The sequence below is a fragment of the Streptomyces sp. CA189 genome (assembly GCF_056428985.1).
In genome coordinates this window covers 19,999-33,574 of sequence record NZ_JBWJVM010000001.1, presented here as the reverse complement: position 1 = coordinate 33,574, position 13,576 = coordinate 19,999, and the positions used below count along the sequence as shown (strand labels likewise).

The window sequence follows — 13,576 nt, the reverse complement described above, 5'->3', positions numbered from 1 at the left end:
TTCATTGCGGGGCTGCGTCGGTTCACCTGCGTGCGCGGTAGACCCAGCCCTGCCGGGTGGGGTGCCATGCTCGCGGCAAGACGCAATGGTTAAGTGTCCCTCACGCATATGTGTGATCGCGAAAGGGGCTGGTCCGAGGTGCCATTGGTCAAGACCTGGCAGCTCATCGCGGTGTCGGCCGTCGCCGGCCTCGCCCTGTCGGCCGCGACGGTGGCCGCCGCGGGTCCATGGGACTCCGGCCAGCGTAAGGCCGAGCGGGACAAGGCCGCCTCCTGGGGCCGTACGGGTGGCGCAGATCACGGTGCGGACCCCGCCGCCGCGGCCCCGCGGACCGCCCCCAGCGCCCCCGGGGTGCTCGCCGGCGTACGCCCGGCCGGAGCCGGGTCCGGCGGCCAGGCCGGAGCCGTGGACCCCGGCGCCCTCGCCGCCGCCCTGCGGCCGCTGCTCGCCGACCCCGCCCTCGGGACCGTCCGCGGCGCCTCCGTGATCGACACCGCCACCGGGCAGGTGCTCTACGAGTCCGGGGCCCGGGAAGCCATGACCCCCGCCTCCACGGTCAAGATCGCCACCGCGGCTGCCTCCCTCGCCGCCCTCGGCCCCGACCACCGCATCCGCACCACCGTGACCCCCGGCGCCGGACCCGGCCAGATCATCCTGGTCGGCGGCGGCGATCCCTCGCTCACCGCCAAGAAGAAGGCCCCGGCCGGCTCCGGCGGCAGCCTCGTCGCCCTCGCCGCGGACACCGCCCAGGCCCTCAAGGCCGCCGGCACCGACGCGGTGACCCTCGGCTACGACGACTCGCTCTACACCGGCCCCGTCCTCCACCCGATCGGCGAGAACCCCAACCTCGCGCCCGTCACGGCCCTGACCGCCGACGAAGGCCGCCCCGACGAATCCTTCTCCGGCCCCGTCAAGCGCAGCCAGGACCCCTCCCGGGACACCGCGCGGGCCTTCGCGGCCCTGCTCAAGGAGCGCGGGGTCAAGGTCACCGCCGAGCCCGCCAGGGCCAAGGCCGCCACCGGGGCCGTGCCGCTCGCCACCACCCTCTCGACCCCGCTCGCCGGGCTCGTCGAGCGGATGCTGACCCACAGCGACAACGACATCGCCGAAGCCCTGGCCCGCCAGACCGCCCTCGCCTCCGGAGCGCCCGCCGGCTTCGACGGCGTCGCCCAGGCCGTCGGCGCCAGACTCGCCGCCCTCGGGGTCGACACCGCGGGCTCCCGCTTCGCCGACGGCAGCGGCCTCAACCGCGCCGACAAGGTCAGCGCCGGCCTGCTCACCGCCCTCCTCGCCAAGGCCGCCGACCCGCTCCACCCCGAACTGCGGCCCGTCCTCACCGGACTGCCCGTCGCCGGATTCACCGGAACCCTGCGCACCCGCAACTCCGGCACCACCCCGGCGGCCGGCCTGCTGCGGGCCAAGACCGGCACCCTGAGCGGCGTGAACTCCCTCGCCGGCACCGTCGTCGACCCCACCGGCCGACTGCTCGCCTTCGCGTTCCTGACCGCGAACACCCCGGAGCCCGGCGCCGCCGAGAAGGGCCTCGACAAACTCGCCGCGGCCGTGGCCACCGCTTCCTAGGCCGGTCTAGGGATCCCGCCCGCGCGCAGGTCCACGTACGGTTGACGCATGACGAGCTTCGGTGGTGCGGAGATGGTCGACTGGAACCTCGCGGTGGCAACCGCGACCAGGCTCGTGCGGCCCGGCCCGGAGGTTCGCCGGGACGAGGCGCGGGCCGTCGTCGCGGAGCTGCGCAGGCACGCCAAGACCTCGGAACGGCACGTGCGCGAGTTCACCCGGATGATGCCCGAAGGCATGACCCCGGCCGACACCCCCGTCCTCGTCGTGGACCGGGCCGGCTGGGTCAAGGCCAACGTGGCGGGCTTCCGCGAGCTCCTGTCCCCGCTCCTCGGCAAGATGCAGGACCGCCGCGCCGGCACCCCCGGAGGCGCCGTCCTCGGCGCGGTGGGCGGCAAGGTCACCGGCGTCGAGCTGGGCATGCTGCTCAGCTTCCTGGCCTCCCGCGTGCTCGGCCAGTACGAGACCTTCGCGCCCGCCGGCCTCGACCTCCCGGGCTCCGCCACGGGCGGACGGCTGCTGCTCGTCGCGCCGAACATCGTCCACGTCGAGCGGGAGCTGGAGGTGGACCCGCACGACTTCCGGCTCTGGGTCTGCCTGCACGAGGAGACGCACCGTACCCAGTTCACGGCCGTCCCGTGGCTCCGCGAACATCTGGAGGGCGAAATCCAGACGTTCCTCGGCGCCACCGAAGTGGACCCGACGACCGTCCTGGAACGGCTCCGCGAGGCCGCCCAGTCCTTCGCCGGCGCCCGCCCCGACGCGGAGCGCGGAGACGAGGGCCGCTCCCTCGTCGAACTCGTCCAGACCCCCGAACAGCGCGAGGTGCTGGCCCGGCTCACCGCCGTCATGTCCCTGCTGGAGGGCCACGCCGACTTCGTCATGGACGGGGTCGGCCCCGAGGTCGTGCCCTCGGTCGCCGAGATCCGCGAGAAGTTCCAGCAGCGCAGGGCCAGCGGAGCCGGCCGGCTCGACGCCGCCCTGCGCAAACTCCTCGGCCTCGACGCGAAGCTGCGCCAGTACCGCGACGGGGAGCGCTTCGTGCGCGCCGTCGTCGGCCAGGTCGGCATGGACGGCTTCAACCGGGTCTGGACCTCCCCGAACACACTGCCGACCAAGGCCGAGATCGCCAAGCCCGCGGACTGGGTGGCCCGGGTCCACCGCAAGGGGAGCGAGCAGAGCGAGGCGAGCGAAGAGGTGTGACCGGAGAGGCGTGAAGATGTCCCTCTGGGGGAAACAGCGTCACCCGTCCGAGGGACCGTGGGGCGTGGAAGGGCGTGCGATGCTCGGGGAACGGCTCGGTTCTGTCACCATCGTCGCACTCTGAGTGACAGTCCCCACGTGCGGTGGGGAACCGGGCAGCACCCCAGCACCACCTCTTCCAACGCCTCCCCAGCGCCTCCGAGGCATCCGAACTCCACCGAAGGGCACCGGACATGGGTCCCCATCCTGCGGTCGCGGCGATACGCCTGGCGGTCCGCCGCGTACTCCACGACGTCCTCACCGACCTCACCGACCTCACCGACCTCACCGACCGTCCCGCCACCACCCCCGCGCCCCGGGTCGGCCGCCCCGGCCGCACCGTCGGATCCTCGGCCGGTGCCGCCCCCCACGACCCCCTCCCCGACACCGCCCCGCTCGTCCTCGTCGCCTGCTCCGGCGGCGCGGACTCCATGGCGCTCGCCTCCGCCCTCGCCTTCGAGGCCCCCAAACTCGGAATCCGGGCCGGCGGCATCACCGTCGACCACGGCCTCCAGGACGGCTCCGCGCTGCGCGCCGCCGAGGTCGTCGCCCGCATGACCGCGCTGTGCCTCGACCCCGTCGAGTCCGTCGCCGTGCGCGTCGGCCGCGACGGAGGCCCCGAGGCCGCCGCCCGCGACGCCCGCTACGCCGCCCTGGACGAGGCCGCCGACCGGCTGGGCGCCGTCGCCGTGCTGCTCGGCCACACCCGCGACGACCAAGCCGAAACCGTCCTGCTGGGCCTCGCCCGCGGCTCCGGCATCCGCTCGCTCTCCGGTATGGCGGAGGTCTCCGGAGGCCCCGGAGACCCCGGCACCCGCAAGCGCAGCCACCGGTACCGCCGGCCCTTCCTCCAGGTCGACCGGCAGACCGCCCGCAAGGCCTGCATGGTCCAGTCCCTCGCCGTCTGGGACGACCCGCACAACATCGACCCCGCCTACACCCGCTCCCGGCTGCGCCACGAGGGCCTGCCCGCCCTGGAGAAGGCGCTCGGCAAGGGGGTCGTGGAGGCGCTCGCCCGCACCGCCCAGCTCTCCCGCGACGACGCCGACGCCCTGGACGCCTGGGCCGCCGAGGCCGAGAGCGGCGTACGCGACGAAGACGGCCGCCTGGAGTGCGCCAAGCTGTACGCGCTGCCCCCCGCGGTCCGCCGCCGCGTACTGCGCCGGGCGGTCGTCGCCGCCGGTTCCCCCGCAGGCTCCCTCTTCGCCCGCCACATCGAGGAAGTCGACCGGCTCATCACCGGATGGCGCGGTCAGGGAGCCATCAACCTGCCCGGCCGGGTCGAGGCCCAGCGGCAGGGTGGCAGACTGGTCATCCGGCAGGGCTGATTGGTGCTGAAACACGGCTGAGACCTCCGGGGTCACCCCCCGGAGCCCCAGCCGACAACGAAAGTGATGCGGGTGGACGAGAAGGACATGGGCAGCGACCTCCAGTCGGTGCTCATCACCAAGGAAGAGATCGACGCGAAGCTGGCCGAGCTGGCCGCGAAGATCGACGCGGAGTACGCGGGCAAGGACCTGCTCATCGTCGGCGTCCTCAAGGGCGCGGTGATGGTGATGGCGGACCTGGCGCGTGCCTTGTCCACCCCGCTCACCATGGACTGGATGGCGGTGTCCTCGTACGGCGCCGGAACCCAGTCCTCGGGCGTGGTGCGGATCCTCAAGGACCTGGACACCGACATCAAGGACAAGCACGTCCTGATCGTCGAGGACATCATCGACTCGGGCCTGACCCTGTCCTGGCTGCTGTCGAACCTCGGCTCCCGCCAGCCGGCCTCCCTGGAGGTCGTCACGCTGCTGCGCAAGCCCGACGCCGCCAAGGTCGCCATCGACGTGAAGTGGGTCGGCTTCGACATCCCGAACGAGTTCGTCGTCGGCTACGGCCTCGACTACGCCGAGAAGTACCGCAACCTGCCGTTCGTCGGCACCCTCGCTCCCCACGTCTACGGCGGCTGATCCAGAGCCCGACAGGGGAACCCTGGAGCGATTCCCGCCGTTGGAGCATGGAAAGGCGGGTCTGTCAGCCGTCCCATGAGGCCGCGGGTGACAATGCAGGGGTACATTCCGAAGAACAGTCTTTACTCACAGCAGCATTTACCTACGGGCAGGAGGGACGGGGTGCCTAGCGCCCCGTATGGATGGACGTGAAGCGATACTTCCGTGGGCCGGTTATGTGGATCGTGCTGGCCGTCCTCGCCGTGGTCGTGTTGATGAACGTCGTCGGCTCCGGCGGCGGCTACAAGTCGGTGGAGACCAGCGAGGTCATCAAGGCGATCAACAGTGGCCAGGTGGACAGCGCCAAGCTCACCACCGGTGACAGCCAGATGATCAAGATCGAGCTGAAGAAGGACCAGAAGCTCGGCGACAACGACGGCACCAAGTTCCAGGCCAACTACATCGGGGACCAGGGCGTACAGCTCGCCCAGAGCCTCCAGACCAAGTACGAAGCCGGTCAGATCCCTGACGGATACTCCGTCACGCCGGACAAGACCAGCCCGTTCCTGAGCGTGCTGCTCTCGCTGCTGCCGTTCGTCCTCATCGTCGTCGTCTTCCTGTTCCTGATGAACCAGATGCAGGGCGGTGGTTCCCGGGTCATGCAGTTCGGGAAGTCCAAGGCCAAGCTCATCACCAAGGACACCCCGAAGACGACGTTCGCCGATGTCGCGGGTTCGGACGAGGCCGTCGAGGAGCTCCACGAGATCAAGGAGTTCCTCCAGGAGCCGGCGAAGTTCCAGGCCGTCGGCGCCAAGATCCCCAAGGGCGTGCTGCTCTACGGCCCGCCCGGCACCGGTAAGACCCTGCTCGCGCGTGCCGTCGCGGGCGAGGCCGGTGTCCCCTTCTACTCGATCTCCGGATCCGACTTCGTCGAGATGTTCGTCGGTGTCGGTGCCTCGCGTGTCCGCGACCTGTTCGAACAGGCCAAGGCCAACGCCCCGGCGATCGTCTTCGTCGACGAGATCGACGCAGTGGGCCGGCACCGCGGTGCGGGCCTGGGCGGCGGTCACGACGAGCGCGAGCAGACCCTCAACCAGCTGCTCGTCGAGATGGACGGCTTCGACGTGAAGGGCGGGGTCATCCTGATCGCCGCCACGAACCGTCCCGACATCCTCGACCCGGCCCTCCTGCGCCCCGGCCGCTTCGACCGCCAGATCGCGGTCGACCGTCCGGACATGCAGGGCCGTCTGGAGATCCTCAAGGTTCACCAGAAGGGCAAGCCGACCGCACCGGACGTCGACCTGGGCGCCGTCGCCCGCCGCACGCCCGGCTTCACGGGTGCCGATCTCGCCAACGTCCTGAACGAGGCCGCGCTGCTCACGGCCCGCTCGGACGGGAAGCTGATCGACAACCACGCGCTGGACGAGGCGATCGACCGCGTCGTGGCGGGTCCGCAGAAGCGGACCCGGATCATGTCGGACCGGGAAAAGAAGATCACCGCGTACCACGAGGGCGGACACGCCCTGGTCGCGGCTGCTTCCCCGAACTCCGACCCGGTCCACAAGATCACGATCCTGTCCCGCGGCCGGGCCCTGGGTTACACCATGGTCCTGCCCGACGAGGACAGGTACTCGACCACGCGCAACGAGATGCTCGACCAGCTCGCGTACATGCTGGGCGGGCGCGCGGCCGAGGAGCTGGTCTTCCACGACCCGACCACGGGCGCCGCGAACGACATCGAGAAGGCCACGGCAACGGCCCGCGCGATGGTCACCCAGTACGGCATGACCGAGCGCCTCGGCGCGATCAAGTTCGGCGGGGACAACACCGAGCCGTTCCTGGGCCGCGAGATGTCGCACCCGAGGGACTACTCGGAGGAGGTTGCCGCGCTGGTCGACGAAGAGGTCAAGAAGCTCATCGAGACCGCGCACAACGAGGCCTGGGAGATCCTGGTCGAGAACCGCGACGTTCTCGACAACCTGGTCCTCGCCCTCCTGGAGAAGGAGACGCTCAACAAGGAGCAGATCGCCGAGGTCTTCTCGACGATCGTGAAGCGTCCGGCACGTCCGGCGTGGACCGGCTCCTCGCACCGCACGCCGTCCACCCGTCCGCCGGTGCTCTCTCCCAAGGAGCTCCAGCTGACGAACGCGGCGAACGGCACGTCGGCGATCTCCTCGCCGGCCGTCTCGGTGGAGAAGACCCCGGAGCCCTCCCCGGAGGAGCACCCGGAAGCCTGACCCTCCCGGAATGGATGCCGCGCCCCCCAGGTTCTAGCCTGGGGGGCGCGGCACTTTCACATGCCCGCGACTGCACAGACAGGAACGAGGAAGAGATGACCGACCCAGTGACCCTGACCGGTGGCGAGGGCACGATCGGCGAGTTCGACGAGAAGCGCGCCGAGGAGGCGGTCCGCGAGCTCCTGATCGCGGTCGGCGAGGACCCGGACCGCGAGGGGCTGCGGGAGACGCCGGCGCGGGTGGCGCGGGCGTACAGGGAGATATTCGGGGGCCTGTGGCAGAAGCCCGAAGAGGTGCTGACCACGACGTTCGACCTCGGCCACGACGAGATGGTCCTGGTGAAGGACATCGAGGTCATGAGCTCCTGTGAACATCATTTGGTGCCATTTGTCGGAGTTGCCCATGTTGGGTACATTCCGTCCGTTGATGGCAAGATCACCGGGCTGTCGAAGCTGGCCCGGCTGGTGGACGTGTTCGCGCGCCGCCCCCAGGTCCAGGAGAGGCTGACCACCCAGATCGCGGACTCGCTGATGGAGATCCTGGACCCGCGCGGGGTCATCGTGGTCATCGAGTGCGAGCACATGTGCATGACCATGCGCGGCGTCCGCAAGCCCGGCGCGAAGACCATCACCTCGGCCGTCCGCGGCCAGCTCCGCGACCCCGCGACCCGCAACGAGGCCATGAGCCTGATCATCGCTCGCTAGCCGGATTGTCAGACCCGCCCGATAACGTCGTCGATCAGGTGATTCACGCGCTGATCAGGGGGCGGGATGGGCGGGCTGCCGAGCAAGCAGATGGTGCACGGGTGGACGGGCCGGCCCAGGCGAGAACTGTAGGTGTGGGCGACCGGCTCTGGACACTGGATGGGGACAGGACAGTTCACACGGCCGTTCGGGCGGTGACGGCCGTGAAGGCCCGCGAGGTCGTGGACGTCGTCACGGACGGGCAGACGTTCACCTTGGCGCCGGACCGGCTACTTGGTACAGGCGATGGGTGGGTTGCTGCCGCGGACGCCGCTGGCAGCGTCGTGGCTTGGACTCCCGCCGCGCAAACTCTGTCGGACGCTTGACGATCCTGCCCGGCTACGAGTTCGGCTACCTGGTGGGTGCCACCTGTGCCGACGGCACGGTCGGCAAGAACTACACGTCCCTGGTCGTGAACGACGAGGGCTTCGCGGCGACCTCGCCACTTTCGAAGGCTTCCTGGATGGATACGCGGACGGCGACGGCTGCCGAATCAAACGCTGGGGCGCGCGGACGATCACCAGTGCCAATGTTCCGTTCCTGGCGGAGTTGGCCGTGATCATCGGAGCCCGCTTCGCGCCGCTGAGCGGGAAGGCATCGCAGCTGGTCGTCACCGACCGTTGGCAGCGGCGTGGCACCTTCGTGGCTGAGGAGCACGCCATGCACCTCGTGGAGCGCCAGTCGGTGACGGTGTCCGAGATCCGGCCTCACACCGCCACCGGTGCGAAGCCCTTCACCCTCTACACCTACGACCTCGACCCCCACCCCGGGTTCCTGGTGAGCGGGCACCTCGTGCGCGCTCCCGGGTGATGGCTCAGGCCCGGGCTCGGGCCTCCGGGGTGGGGTCTTCGTCGTCCGGGAGTTTGAGGACGTGTTCCAGGAAGAGGGCCGCCGCTACGACCGCCGCGCCCGCCAGGACCGAGAAGCCGGCGTACCAGGTCTGGTCGCGGCGGGCGGGGACGTCCATGGCGGTGGTGAGCAGGAAGACGCCGACGCCGCCGTAGGCGCCCGCGACCAGGGCCGCCACCAGGGCGCTCGCCTGGCCGAAGACCACCGCGCGGGCCGCCATCAGGGGCTCCACGCCCTTGGCGCCGGGTACCCGGTCGCGCTGGGCCTTCAGGCGGGAGCGCAGCGACAGGGCCGTCGCCAGCAGGACCACCGCGATCGCTCCGAGCACGATGGGCGCGGCCACCGGGACGCCGGGGAGCGAGCCGTAGGCGTTCCACAGCCGGGCTCCGGCCCAGGACAGCACCGCGGCGATCGCGAAAATGCCCGCCAGGACCGCCGGCCTCAGTTGCTTCACGTGCGCTTCTCCCGCCATTCCCGCCGCGCCCGCTCTCCGTGCGTGCGTATCCCGTGATCCTAAGTGTTCGACGGCCCCGCCCCGCGGGCGCGGCTCACTCGGGGAGGCGCAGTTCCAGGTCCGTGCGCTGGGTGAGCCCCTGGTGGCCGAGTGCGGCCAGGAGCGCGGCGACGGGCCCGTGGCCCGGGATCTGCGCTTCGGGGTCGATGTCGTTCCAGGGGGCCAGCACGAAGGCGCGCTGGTGGGCGCGCGGGTGCGGGAGGGTGAGGACGGGGTCGGCGGAGACCACGTCGGCGTAGGAGATGATGTCGACGTCGATCGTCCGGGGTCCCCAGCGCTCCTCGCGGACGCGGTCGAAGGCTTCCTCGATGGCGTGGCCGCGCTCCAGCAGGGAGCTGGGGGGCAGGGTGGTCTTCACCGAGATGACGGCGTTGAGGTACGAGGGCTGCGAGCCCGGGTCCACGCCCCACGGCTCCGTCTCGTACACGGGGGAGACGGCCTTGACCCGCAGGCCCGGGGTGTCGCCGAGGGCGTCGATGGCGCCCTGGAGGGTCTCCAGTCGGTTGCCCAGGTTCGCGCCGAGCGCGACGACGGCCCACTTGGGGTTGGACAGGGTGACGTCCGCCGCGTCCACGGCCTCGACCACGGAGGCGGGTACCGGCTGGACGGTGGGGTCGCTCTGGGCGTTCATTCCGTTGTTCACGCGCGGCTCCGGGTGATCGTGATGGTCACGTCGTCGAAGGGGACGGTGATCGGCGCGTCCGGTTTGTGGACGACGACCTCCACCTGGGCGACCGCCTCGTGCTTGAGGCACTGCTGGGCGATCCGCTCGGCGAGCGTCTCGATCAGGTCCACGGGCTCGCCCTGGACCACGTCGACGACTTCTTCCGCGACTACCCCGTAGTGCACGGTCTTAGCCAGGTCGTCGCCCGCCGCCGCGGGACGGGTGTCGAGGTGCAGCACGAGGTCGACGATGAAGGTCTGGCCCTCCTCGCGTTCCCGGGGGAAGACGCCATGGTGCCCGCGAGCCTTGAGGCCGCGCAGCGCGACACGATCCACGCGAATCACTCCTGCTTTTCGTAGGTGCTTCCGGTCCGGGACTCCCCGGATCCATGGCCGGAGCCGAGTGCGGTCGGCGTCGTCCACCTTCGAATTTACCTGCGAAATACCTCGGAGCCCGACGGAGGGGGTCAGGAGGGCTCCTCGTCCTCGTCCTCGTCGGAGTCCGTGAGGACGGGAGAACCGTGGTGCGACCAGAGCCGCCAGCCCTCCGGTGTGCGTCGGAACACATTCGTGGCGACGACGAGCTGGCCCACGAGCGGGCCCAGTTCACCGCCGTCCTCGGCGGGTCCGCCGCTGAGGATGTTCTCGGTGCAGGTCACCAGGGCGGTGTCGCCCATGACGGTGACCTTGGTGTCGGTGAGGAAGAACTGGATGTACTCGGTGTGCGACATGATCAGCGCGTAGGAGCGCAGCACCTCGCCGCGTCCCGACAGCACCGGCCAGCCCGGGTGCACGCAGGAGATCTCGTCTTCGAGCCAGAGCGCCGACAGCGTGTCGAAGTCCCCCCGCTCCATGGCCTCGTAGAAGGCCGTGTTGACCTCTTCGACGGATTCGATGTCGGTACGGCTCACCGTGCCCCTTCCTCGTTGCTACGGGTCGTACGCAGTGCCCCTTCCACGGCGCGGGCCACCCGAACCGCGTCGGCGCTCGCCCGTACCTCGTGGACCCGTACGGCCCAGGCGCCCCGCGCGGCGGCGAGGGCGGAGACGGCGGCGGTGGCGGCGTCGCGTTCGCGGGCGGGCGGCGGGGAGGCGTCGTCGGCGCCGGCCAGCACCCGGCCGAGGAAACGCTTCCTCGACGCGGCCACCAGCAGCGGGAAGCCCAGTGCGCGCAGCTCGGAGAGGTGGGCGACCAGGGCCAGGTCGTGCTCGGCGTTCTTGGCGAAGCCCAGACCGGGGTCGACCAGCAGGCGTTCGGGGGCGATGCCGCCGGTGACGACGGCGTCGATCCGGGTGCGGAGTTCGGCGGTGACCTCGGCGAGGACGTCCTCGTAGACGGCGAGGCTGTTCATGCCGTCGCTGAAGCCGCGCCAGTGCATGACGACGAAGGGCACTTCGGCGGCGGCGACGGCCGGGATCATGCCGGGGTCGGCGAGGCCGCCGCTGACGTCGTTGACCAGGGTGGCGCCGGCGGCCACGGCCCGGGCGGCCACGGAGGCGCGCATCGTGTCGACCGAGACGACGACCCCCTCGGAGGCGAGGCCGCGGACGACGGGGACGACCCGGCGCAGCTCCTCCTCCTCGTCGACGCGGGAGGCGCCGGGGCGGGTGGACTCGCCGCCGACGTCCACGAGGTCGGCGCCCTGGGCGACGAGGTCGAGGCCGCGCTTGACGGCCGCCGTGGTGTCGAACCAGCGGCCGCCGTCGGAGAAGGAGTCGGGGGTGACGTTGACGACGCCCATGACCCCGCAGCGGTCCCATTCCGGCAGCCCTGTGACCCGGCCCCTGTCGGCGGCTCCGCGCTCGTTGTTCATGACTCCAGGGTATGGGCTGGTCCGGAAGGGGCCCTGGACGGCGTCCAGGGCCCGCGTACGGGGCGGCGTACGGGGCCGGGCGTACGGGCCGGGCGTACGGGGAACGCCGGCTCAGGCGGCCTGGACCTCGCGCTCCGACTGGGCGGGGACGGCCGGCACCCGGTGGTGGGCGCAGGTGCGGACCGGCTTGGGGCGTCGGCGGCCGGCGAACAGCCGGGGCAGGGCCAGCGTGACGAACCCCTCGGCCTGCATCGCGGCGAAGCCGATGCGGGGCAGGTCCCGGGTGGTGCGGAAGACCACGAATCGGGGCTCCCAGCGGGGGCGGAACTTCGCGTTGAACTTGTACAGCGACTCGATCTGGAACCAGCGCGAGAGGAACACCAGCAGGCTGCGCCACATCCGCAGGACCGGACCGGCGCCGATCTTCTCGCCGCGGGCCAGGGCCGAGCGGAACATCGCGAAGTTCAGGGAGACCTTCTCGATGCCGAGCGCCGGGGAGGCCTCCAGGGAGGCGACGATGAGGAGTTCGTTCATGCCGGGGTCGGCGGCGCGGTCGCGGCGCATCAGCTCCAGCGACATGCCGTCCTTGCCCCACGGGACGAAGTGCAGGACGGCTTTGAGGTCGCCGAAGGGGGAGGTGTCGCCCTCTTCGACGCGGTGCGCGGTGGCGATGTAGCAGTCGCCGTCGCCGGGGTCGCCGACGCGGCCGAGCGCCATGGAGAAGCCGCGCTCGGTGTCGGTGCCGCGCCAGGCCTCGGCCGCGCCGCGCACCTGTTCGAGCTCGGTCTCGGTCAGCTCGCTGACCCGGCGGACCTTGGTGGTGTAGCCGTTGCGCTCGATGCGCTTCACCATCTGCCGGACGTTGCGCATCGCCCGCCCGGAGAGGGAGAAGTCTTTGACGTCGACGATCGCCTCGTCCCCGAGCTCCAGGGCGTCGAGCCCGGTCTCGCGGGTCCAGACCTCGCCTCCGGTCTCGCTGCAGCCCATGACGGCGGGGGTCCAGGAGTGGGTCTTGGCCTCCTCCATGAACCGTTCGATGGCGCCGGGCCAGGCCTCGACGTCTCCGACCGGGTCGCCGGAGGCGAGCATCACGCCGGAGACGACGCGGTAGGTGACGGCGGCCTTGCCGCTGGGGGAGAAGACGACGGCCTTGTCGCGCCGGAGCGCGAAGTGGCCGAGCGAGTCGCGGCCGCCGTGCCGGGCGAGCAGTTCGCGGAGCTTGAGCTCGTCGTCGGCGGTGAGCCGGGCGGCCGGGTGTTCGGGGCGGAAGGCCAGGTAGATGGTGGTGACGGCGGTGAGCATGCCGAGGGCGCCCAGCGAGTAGCCGACGGTCCAGGACACCCGGCCGGCGTAGTCGACGGGGCCCTCGAAACCGAAGAGCCCGTAGACGACGTGGCTGATCTGCTCATAAACACCCGGATTGCCTACGACGCGGCCGGGGTGCGAGTTGACGATGACCAGACCGAGGCCGATGGAGCCCGCGCTCATCAGCACGAAGTTGGCGAGCGCCTTCCACCGGCTGCGCGGGTCGGGCAGCGCCTTGAACTCGCTCTGGTGGCGCAGCAGCAGCGCGAGGAGCACCGCCGCGATGACCACGCCGAGGATCGAGTGGCGGTACGTGAACTGCGCGACGGCGCCGGCCGGCAGCAGCACCACCGCGGCCCGCCAGGCGCGGCGCTTGCGGCGCTTGAGCCCGTGGGCGAGCAGCAGCAGCAGGACGCCGGCGCTGAGGGCCAGGGCGGCCGCGAAGGGGCCGAAGGAGCCGGGCAGCACTTCGGTGACCGCGTGGATGCGGCTGTGCCGGAACCGCGGGAAGACTCCCGCGGCGATGTCCAGCAGGCCGACGACCGTGACGGCGGTGCCCACGATCCCGGGGACGGACTCCGGTCGTGGGCCTCGGAGGATTCGGCTGAGCGGCTTCGGAACCTGTCCCGACTTATCGCCATCTATCCTGCTAGACATCGCTTCCCGTTGCTCCGCGAGAGATCATGTGGCCGAAGGCC

The 13,576-nt window shown here is 71.1% G+C and carries 14 protein-coding genes; 8 read left to right on the top strand and 6 right to left on the bottom strand.

What is annotated here, in order from left to right; genetic code table 11:
* Nucleotides 1-138 precede the first annotated feature (138 nt).
* From dacB to AC061S_RS00125, 8 genes are all read left to right on the top strand, one after another.
* Nucleotides 139-1,581: a D-alanyl-D-alanine carboxypeptidase/D-alanyl-D-alanine endopeptidase gene (gene dacB / locus AC061S_RS00160; RefSeq protein ID WP_478683711.1), complete on the top strand. Its 1,443-nt coding sequence runs from the start codon at nucleotides 139-141 to the stop codon at nucleotides 1,579-1,581.
* Between the two features lie 48 nt (nucleotides 1,582-1,629).
* The gene (locus AC061S_RS00155; RefSeq protein WP_478683710.1) at nucleotides 1,630-2,781 is read left to right on the top strand and encodes a zinc-dependent metalloprotease; all 1,152 of its coding nucleotides are present in this window, start codon (nucleotides 1,630-1,632) and stop codon (nucleotides 2,779-2,781) included.
* Between the two features lie 233 nt (nucleotides 2,782-3,014).
* Nucleotides 3,015-4,148: a tRNA lysidine(34) synthetase TilS gene (gene tilS / locus AC061S_RS00150; RefSeq protein ID WP_478683709.1), complete on the top strand. Its 1,134-nt coding sequence runs from the start codon at nucleotides 3,015-3,017 to the stop codon at nucleotides 4,146-4,148.
* Nucleotides 4,149-4,214: 66 nt separating this feature from the next.
* Nucleotides 4,215-4,775: a hypoxanthine phosphoribosyltransferase gene (gene hpt, locus AC061S_RS00145; protein WP_030158549.1), complete on the top strand. Its 561-nt coding sequence runs from the start codon at nucleotides 4,215-4,217 to the stop codon at nucleotides 4,773-4,775.
* 182 nt (nucleotides 4,776-4,957) lie between these two features.
* Entirely contained in the window at nucleotides 4,958-6,991 is a 2,034-nt protein-coding gene (gene ftsH, locus AC061S_RS00140) for an ATP-dependent zinc metalloprotease FtsH (RefSeq protein ID WP_478683708.1), read from the top strand.
* 95 nt (nucleotides 6,992-7,086) lie between these two features.
* Complete coding sequence (folE, locus tag AC061S_RS00135; protein ID WP_478683707.1) at nucleotides 7,087-7,695, top strand: GTP cyclohydrolase I FolE; 609 nt, start codon at nucleotides 7,087-7,089, stop codon at nucleotides 7,693-7,695.
* Nucleotides 7,696-8,056: 361 nt separating this feature from the next.
* Nucleotides 8,057-8,293: a hypothetical protein gene (locus AC061S_RS00130; protein WP_478683706.1), complete on the top strand. Its 237-nt coding sequence runs from the start codon at nucleotides 8,057-8,059 to the stop codon at nucleotides 8,291-8,293.
* On the top strand, nucleotides 8,290-8,544 hold the full coding sequence (locus AC061S_RS00125) for a hypothetical protein (RefSeq protein WP_478683705.1): 255 nt from the start codon (nucleotides 8,290-8,292) through the stop codon (nucleotides 8,542-8,544). The genes AC061S_RS00130 and AC061S_RS00125 overlap by 4 nt, the downstream gene beginning before the upstream one ends.
* A gap of 4 nt (nucleotides 8,545-8,548) precedes the next feature.
* On the opposite strand, the gene AC061S_RS00120 is transcribed toward AC061S_RS00125, so the two are convergent.
* The 6 genes from AC061S_RS00120 to AC061S_RS00095 all read right to left on the bottom strand — a co-directional run bounded on the left by AC061S_RS00120 (nucleotide 8,549) and on the right by AC061S_RS00095 (nucleotide 13,535).
* A complete protein-coding gene (locus AC061S_RS00120; RefSeq protein WP_478683704.1) occupies nucleotides 8,549-9,037 on the bottom strand; it encodes a DUF3180 domain-containing protein in 489 nt (162 codons plus the stop codon).
* Between the two features lie 94 nt (nucleotides 9,038-9,131).
* Entirely contained in the window at nucleotides 9,132-9,728 is a 597-nt protein-coding gene (gene folK / locus AC061S_RS00115) for a 2-amino-4-hydroxy-6-hydroxymethyldihydropteridine diphosphokinase (RefSeq protein ID WP_478684074.1), read from the bottom strand.
* An 8-nt stretch (nucleotides 9,729-9,736) separates the two neighbouring features.
* A complete protein-coding gene (folB, locus tag AC061S_RS00110) occupies nucleotides 9,737-10,096 on the bottom strand; it encodes a dihydroneopterin aldolase (RefSeq protein ID WP_030010912.1) in 360 nt (119 codons plus the stop codon).
* A gap of 131 nt (nucleotides 10,097-10,227) precedes the next feature.
* Nucleotides 10,228-10,671, bottom strand: coding sequence for a nuclear transport factor 2 family protein (locus AC061S_RS00105; protein WP_478683703.1), 444 nt, complete (start codon nucleotides 10,669-10,671; stop codon nucleotides 10,228-10,230).
* The gene (folP, locus tag AC061S_RS00100) at nucleotides 10,668-11,573 is read right to left on the bottom strand and encodes a dihydropteroate synthase (RefSeq protein WP_478683702.1); all 906 of its coding nucleotides are present in this window, start codon (nucleotides 11,571-11,573) and stop codon (nucleotides 10,668-10,670) included. Before folP ends, AC061S_RS00105 begins: the two co-directional genes overlap by 4 nt.
* Before the next feature lie 111 nt (nucleotides 11,574-11,684).
* Nucleotides 11,685-13,535 (bottom strand): phosphatidylglycerol lysyltransferase domain-containing protein, encoded by a 1,851-nt coding sequence (locus AC061S_RS00095; protein ID WP_478683701.1) that lies wholly within the window; start codon nucleotides 13,533-13,535, stop codon nucleotides 11,685-11,687.
* Nucleotides 13,536-13,576: the final 41 nt, after the last annotated feature.

Coding starts and splice junctions, on each gene's coding strand:
- folK (WP_478684074.1), bottom strand. CDS start 9,728: ATGAACGCCCAGAGCGACCCCACCGTCCAGCCGGTACCCGCCTCCGTG.
- folP (WP_478683702.1), bottom strand. CDS start 11,573: ATGAACAACGAGCGCGGAGCCGCCGACAGGGGCCGGGTCACAGGGCTG.
- AC061S_RS00155 (WP_478683710.1), top strand. CDS start 1,630: ATGACGAGCTTCGGTGGTGCGGAGATGGTCGACTGGAACCTCGCGGTG.
- AC061S_RS00095 (WP_478683701.1), bottom strand. CDS start 13,535: ATGTCTAGCAGGATAGATGGCGATAAGTCGGGACAGGTTCCGAAGCCG.
- ftsH (WP_478683708.1), top strand. CDS start 4,958: ATGGACGTGAAGCGATACTTCCGTGGGCCGGTTATGTGGATCGTGCTG.
- tilS (WP_478683709.1), top strand. CDS start 3,015: ATGGGTCCCCATCCTGCGGTCGCGGCGATACGCCTGGCGGTCCGCCGC.
- folE (WP_478683707.1), top strand. CDS start 7,087: ATGACCGACCCAGTGACCCTGACCGGTGGCGAGGGCACGATCGGCGAG.
- hpt (WP_030158549.1), top strand. CDS start 4,215: ATGCGGGTGGACGAGAAGGACATGGGCAGCGACCTCCAGTCGGTGCTC.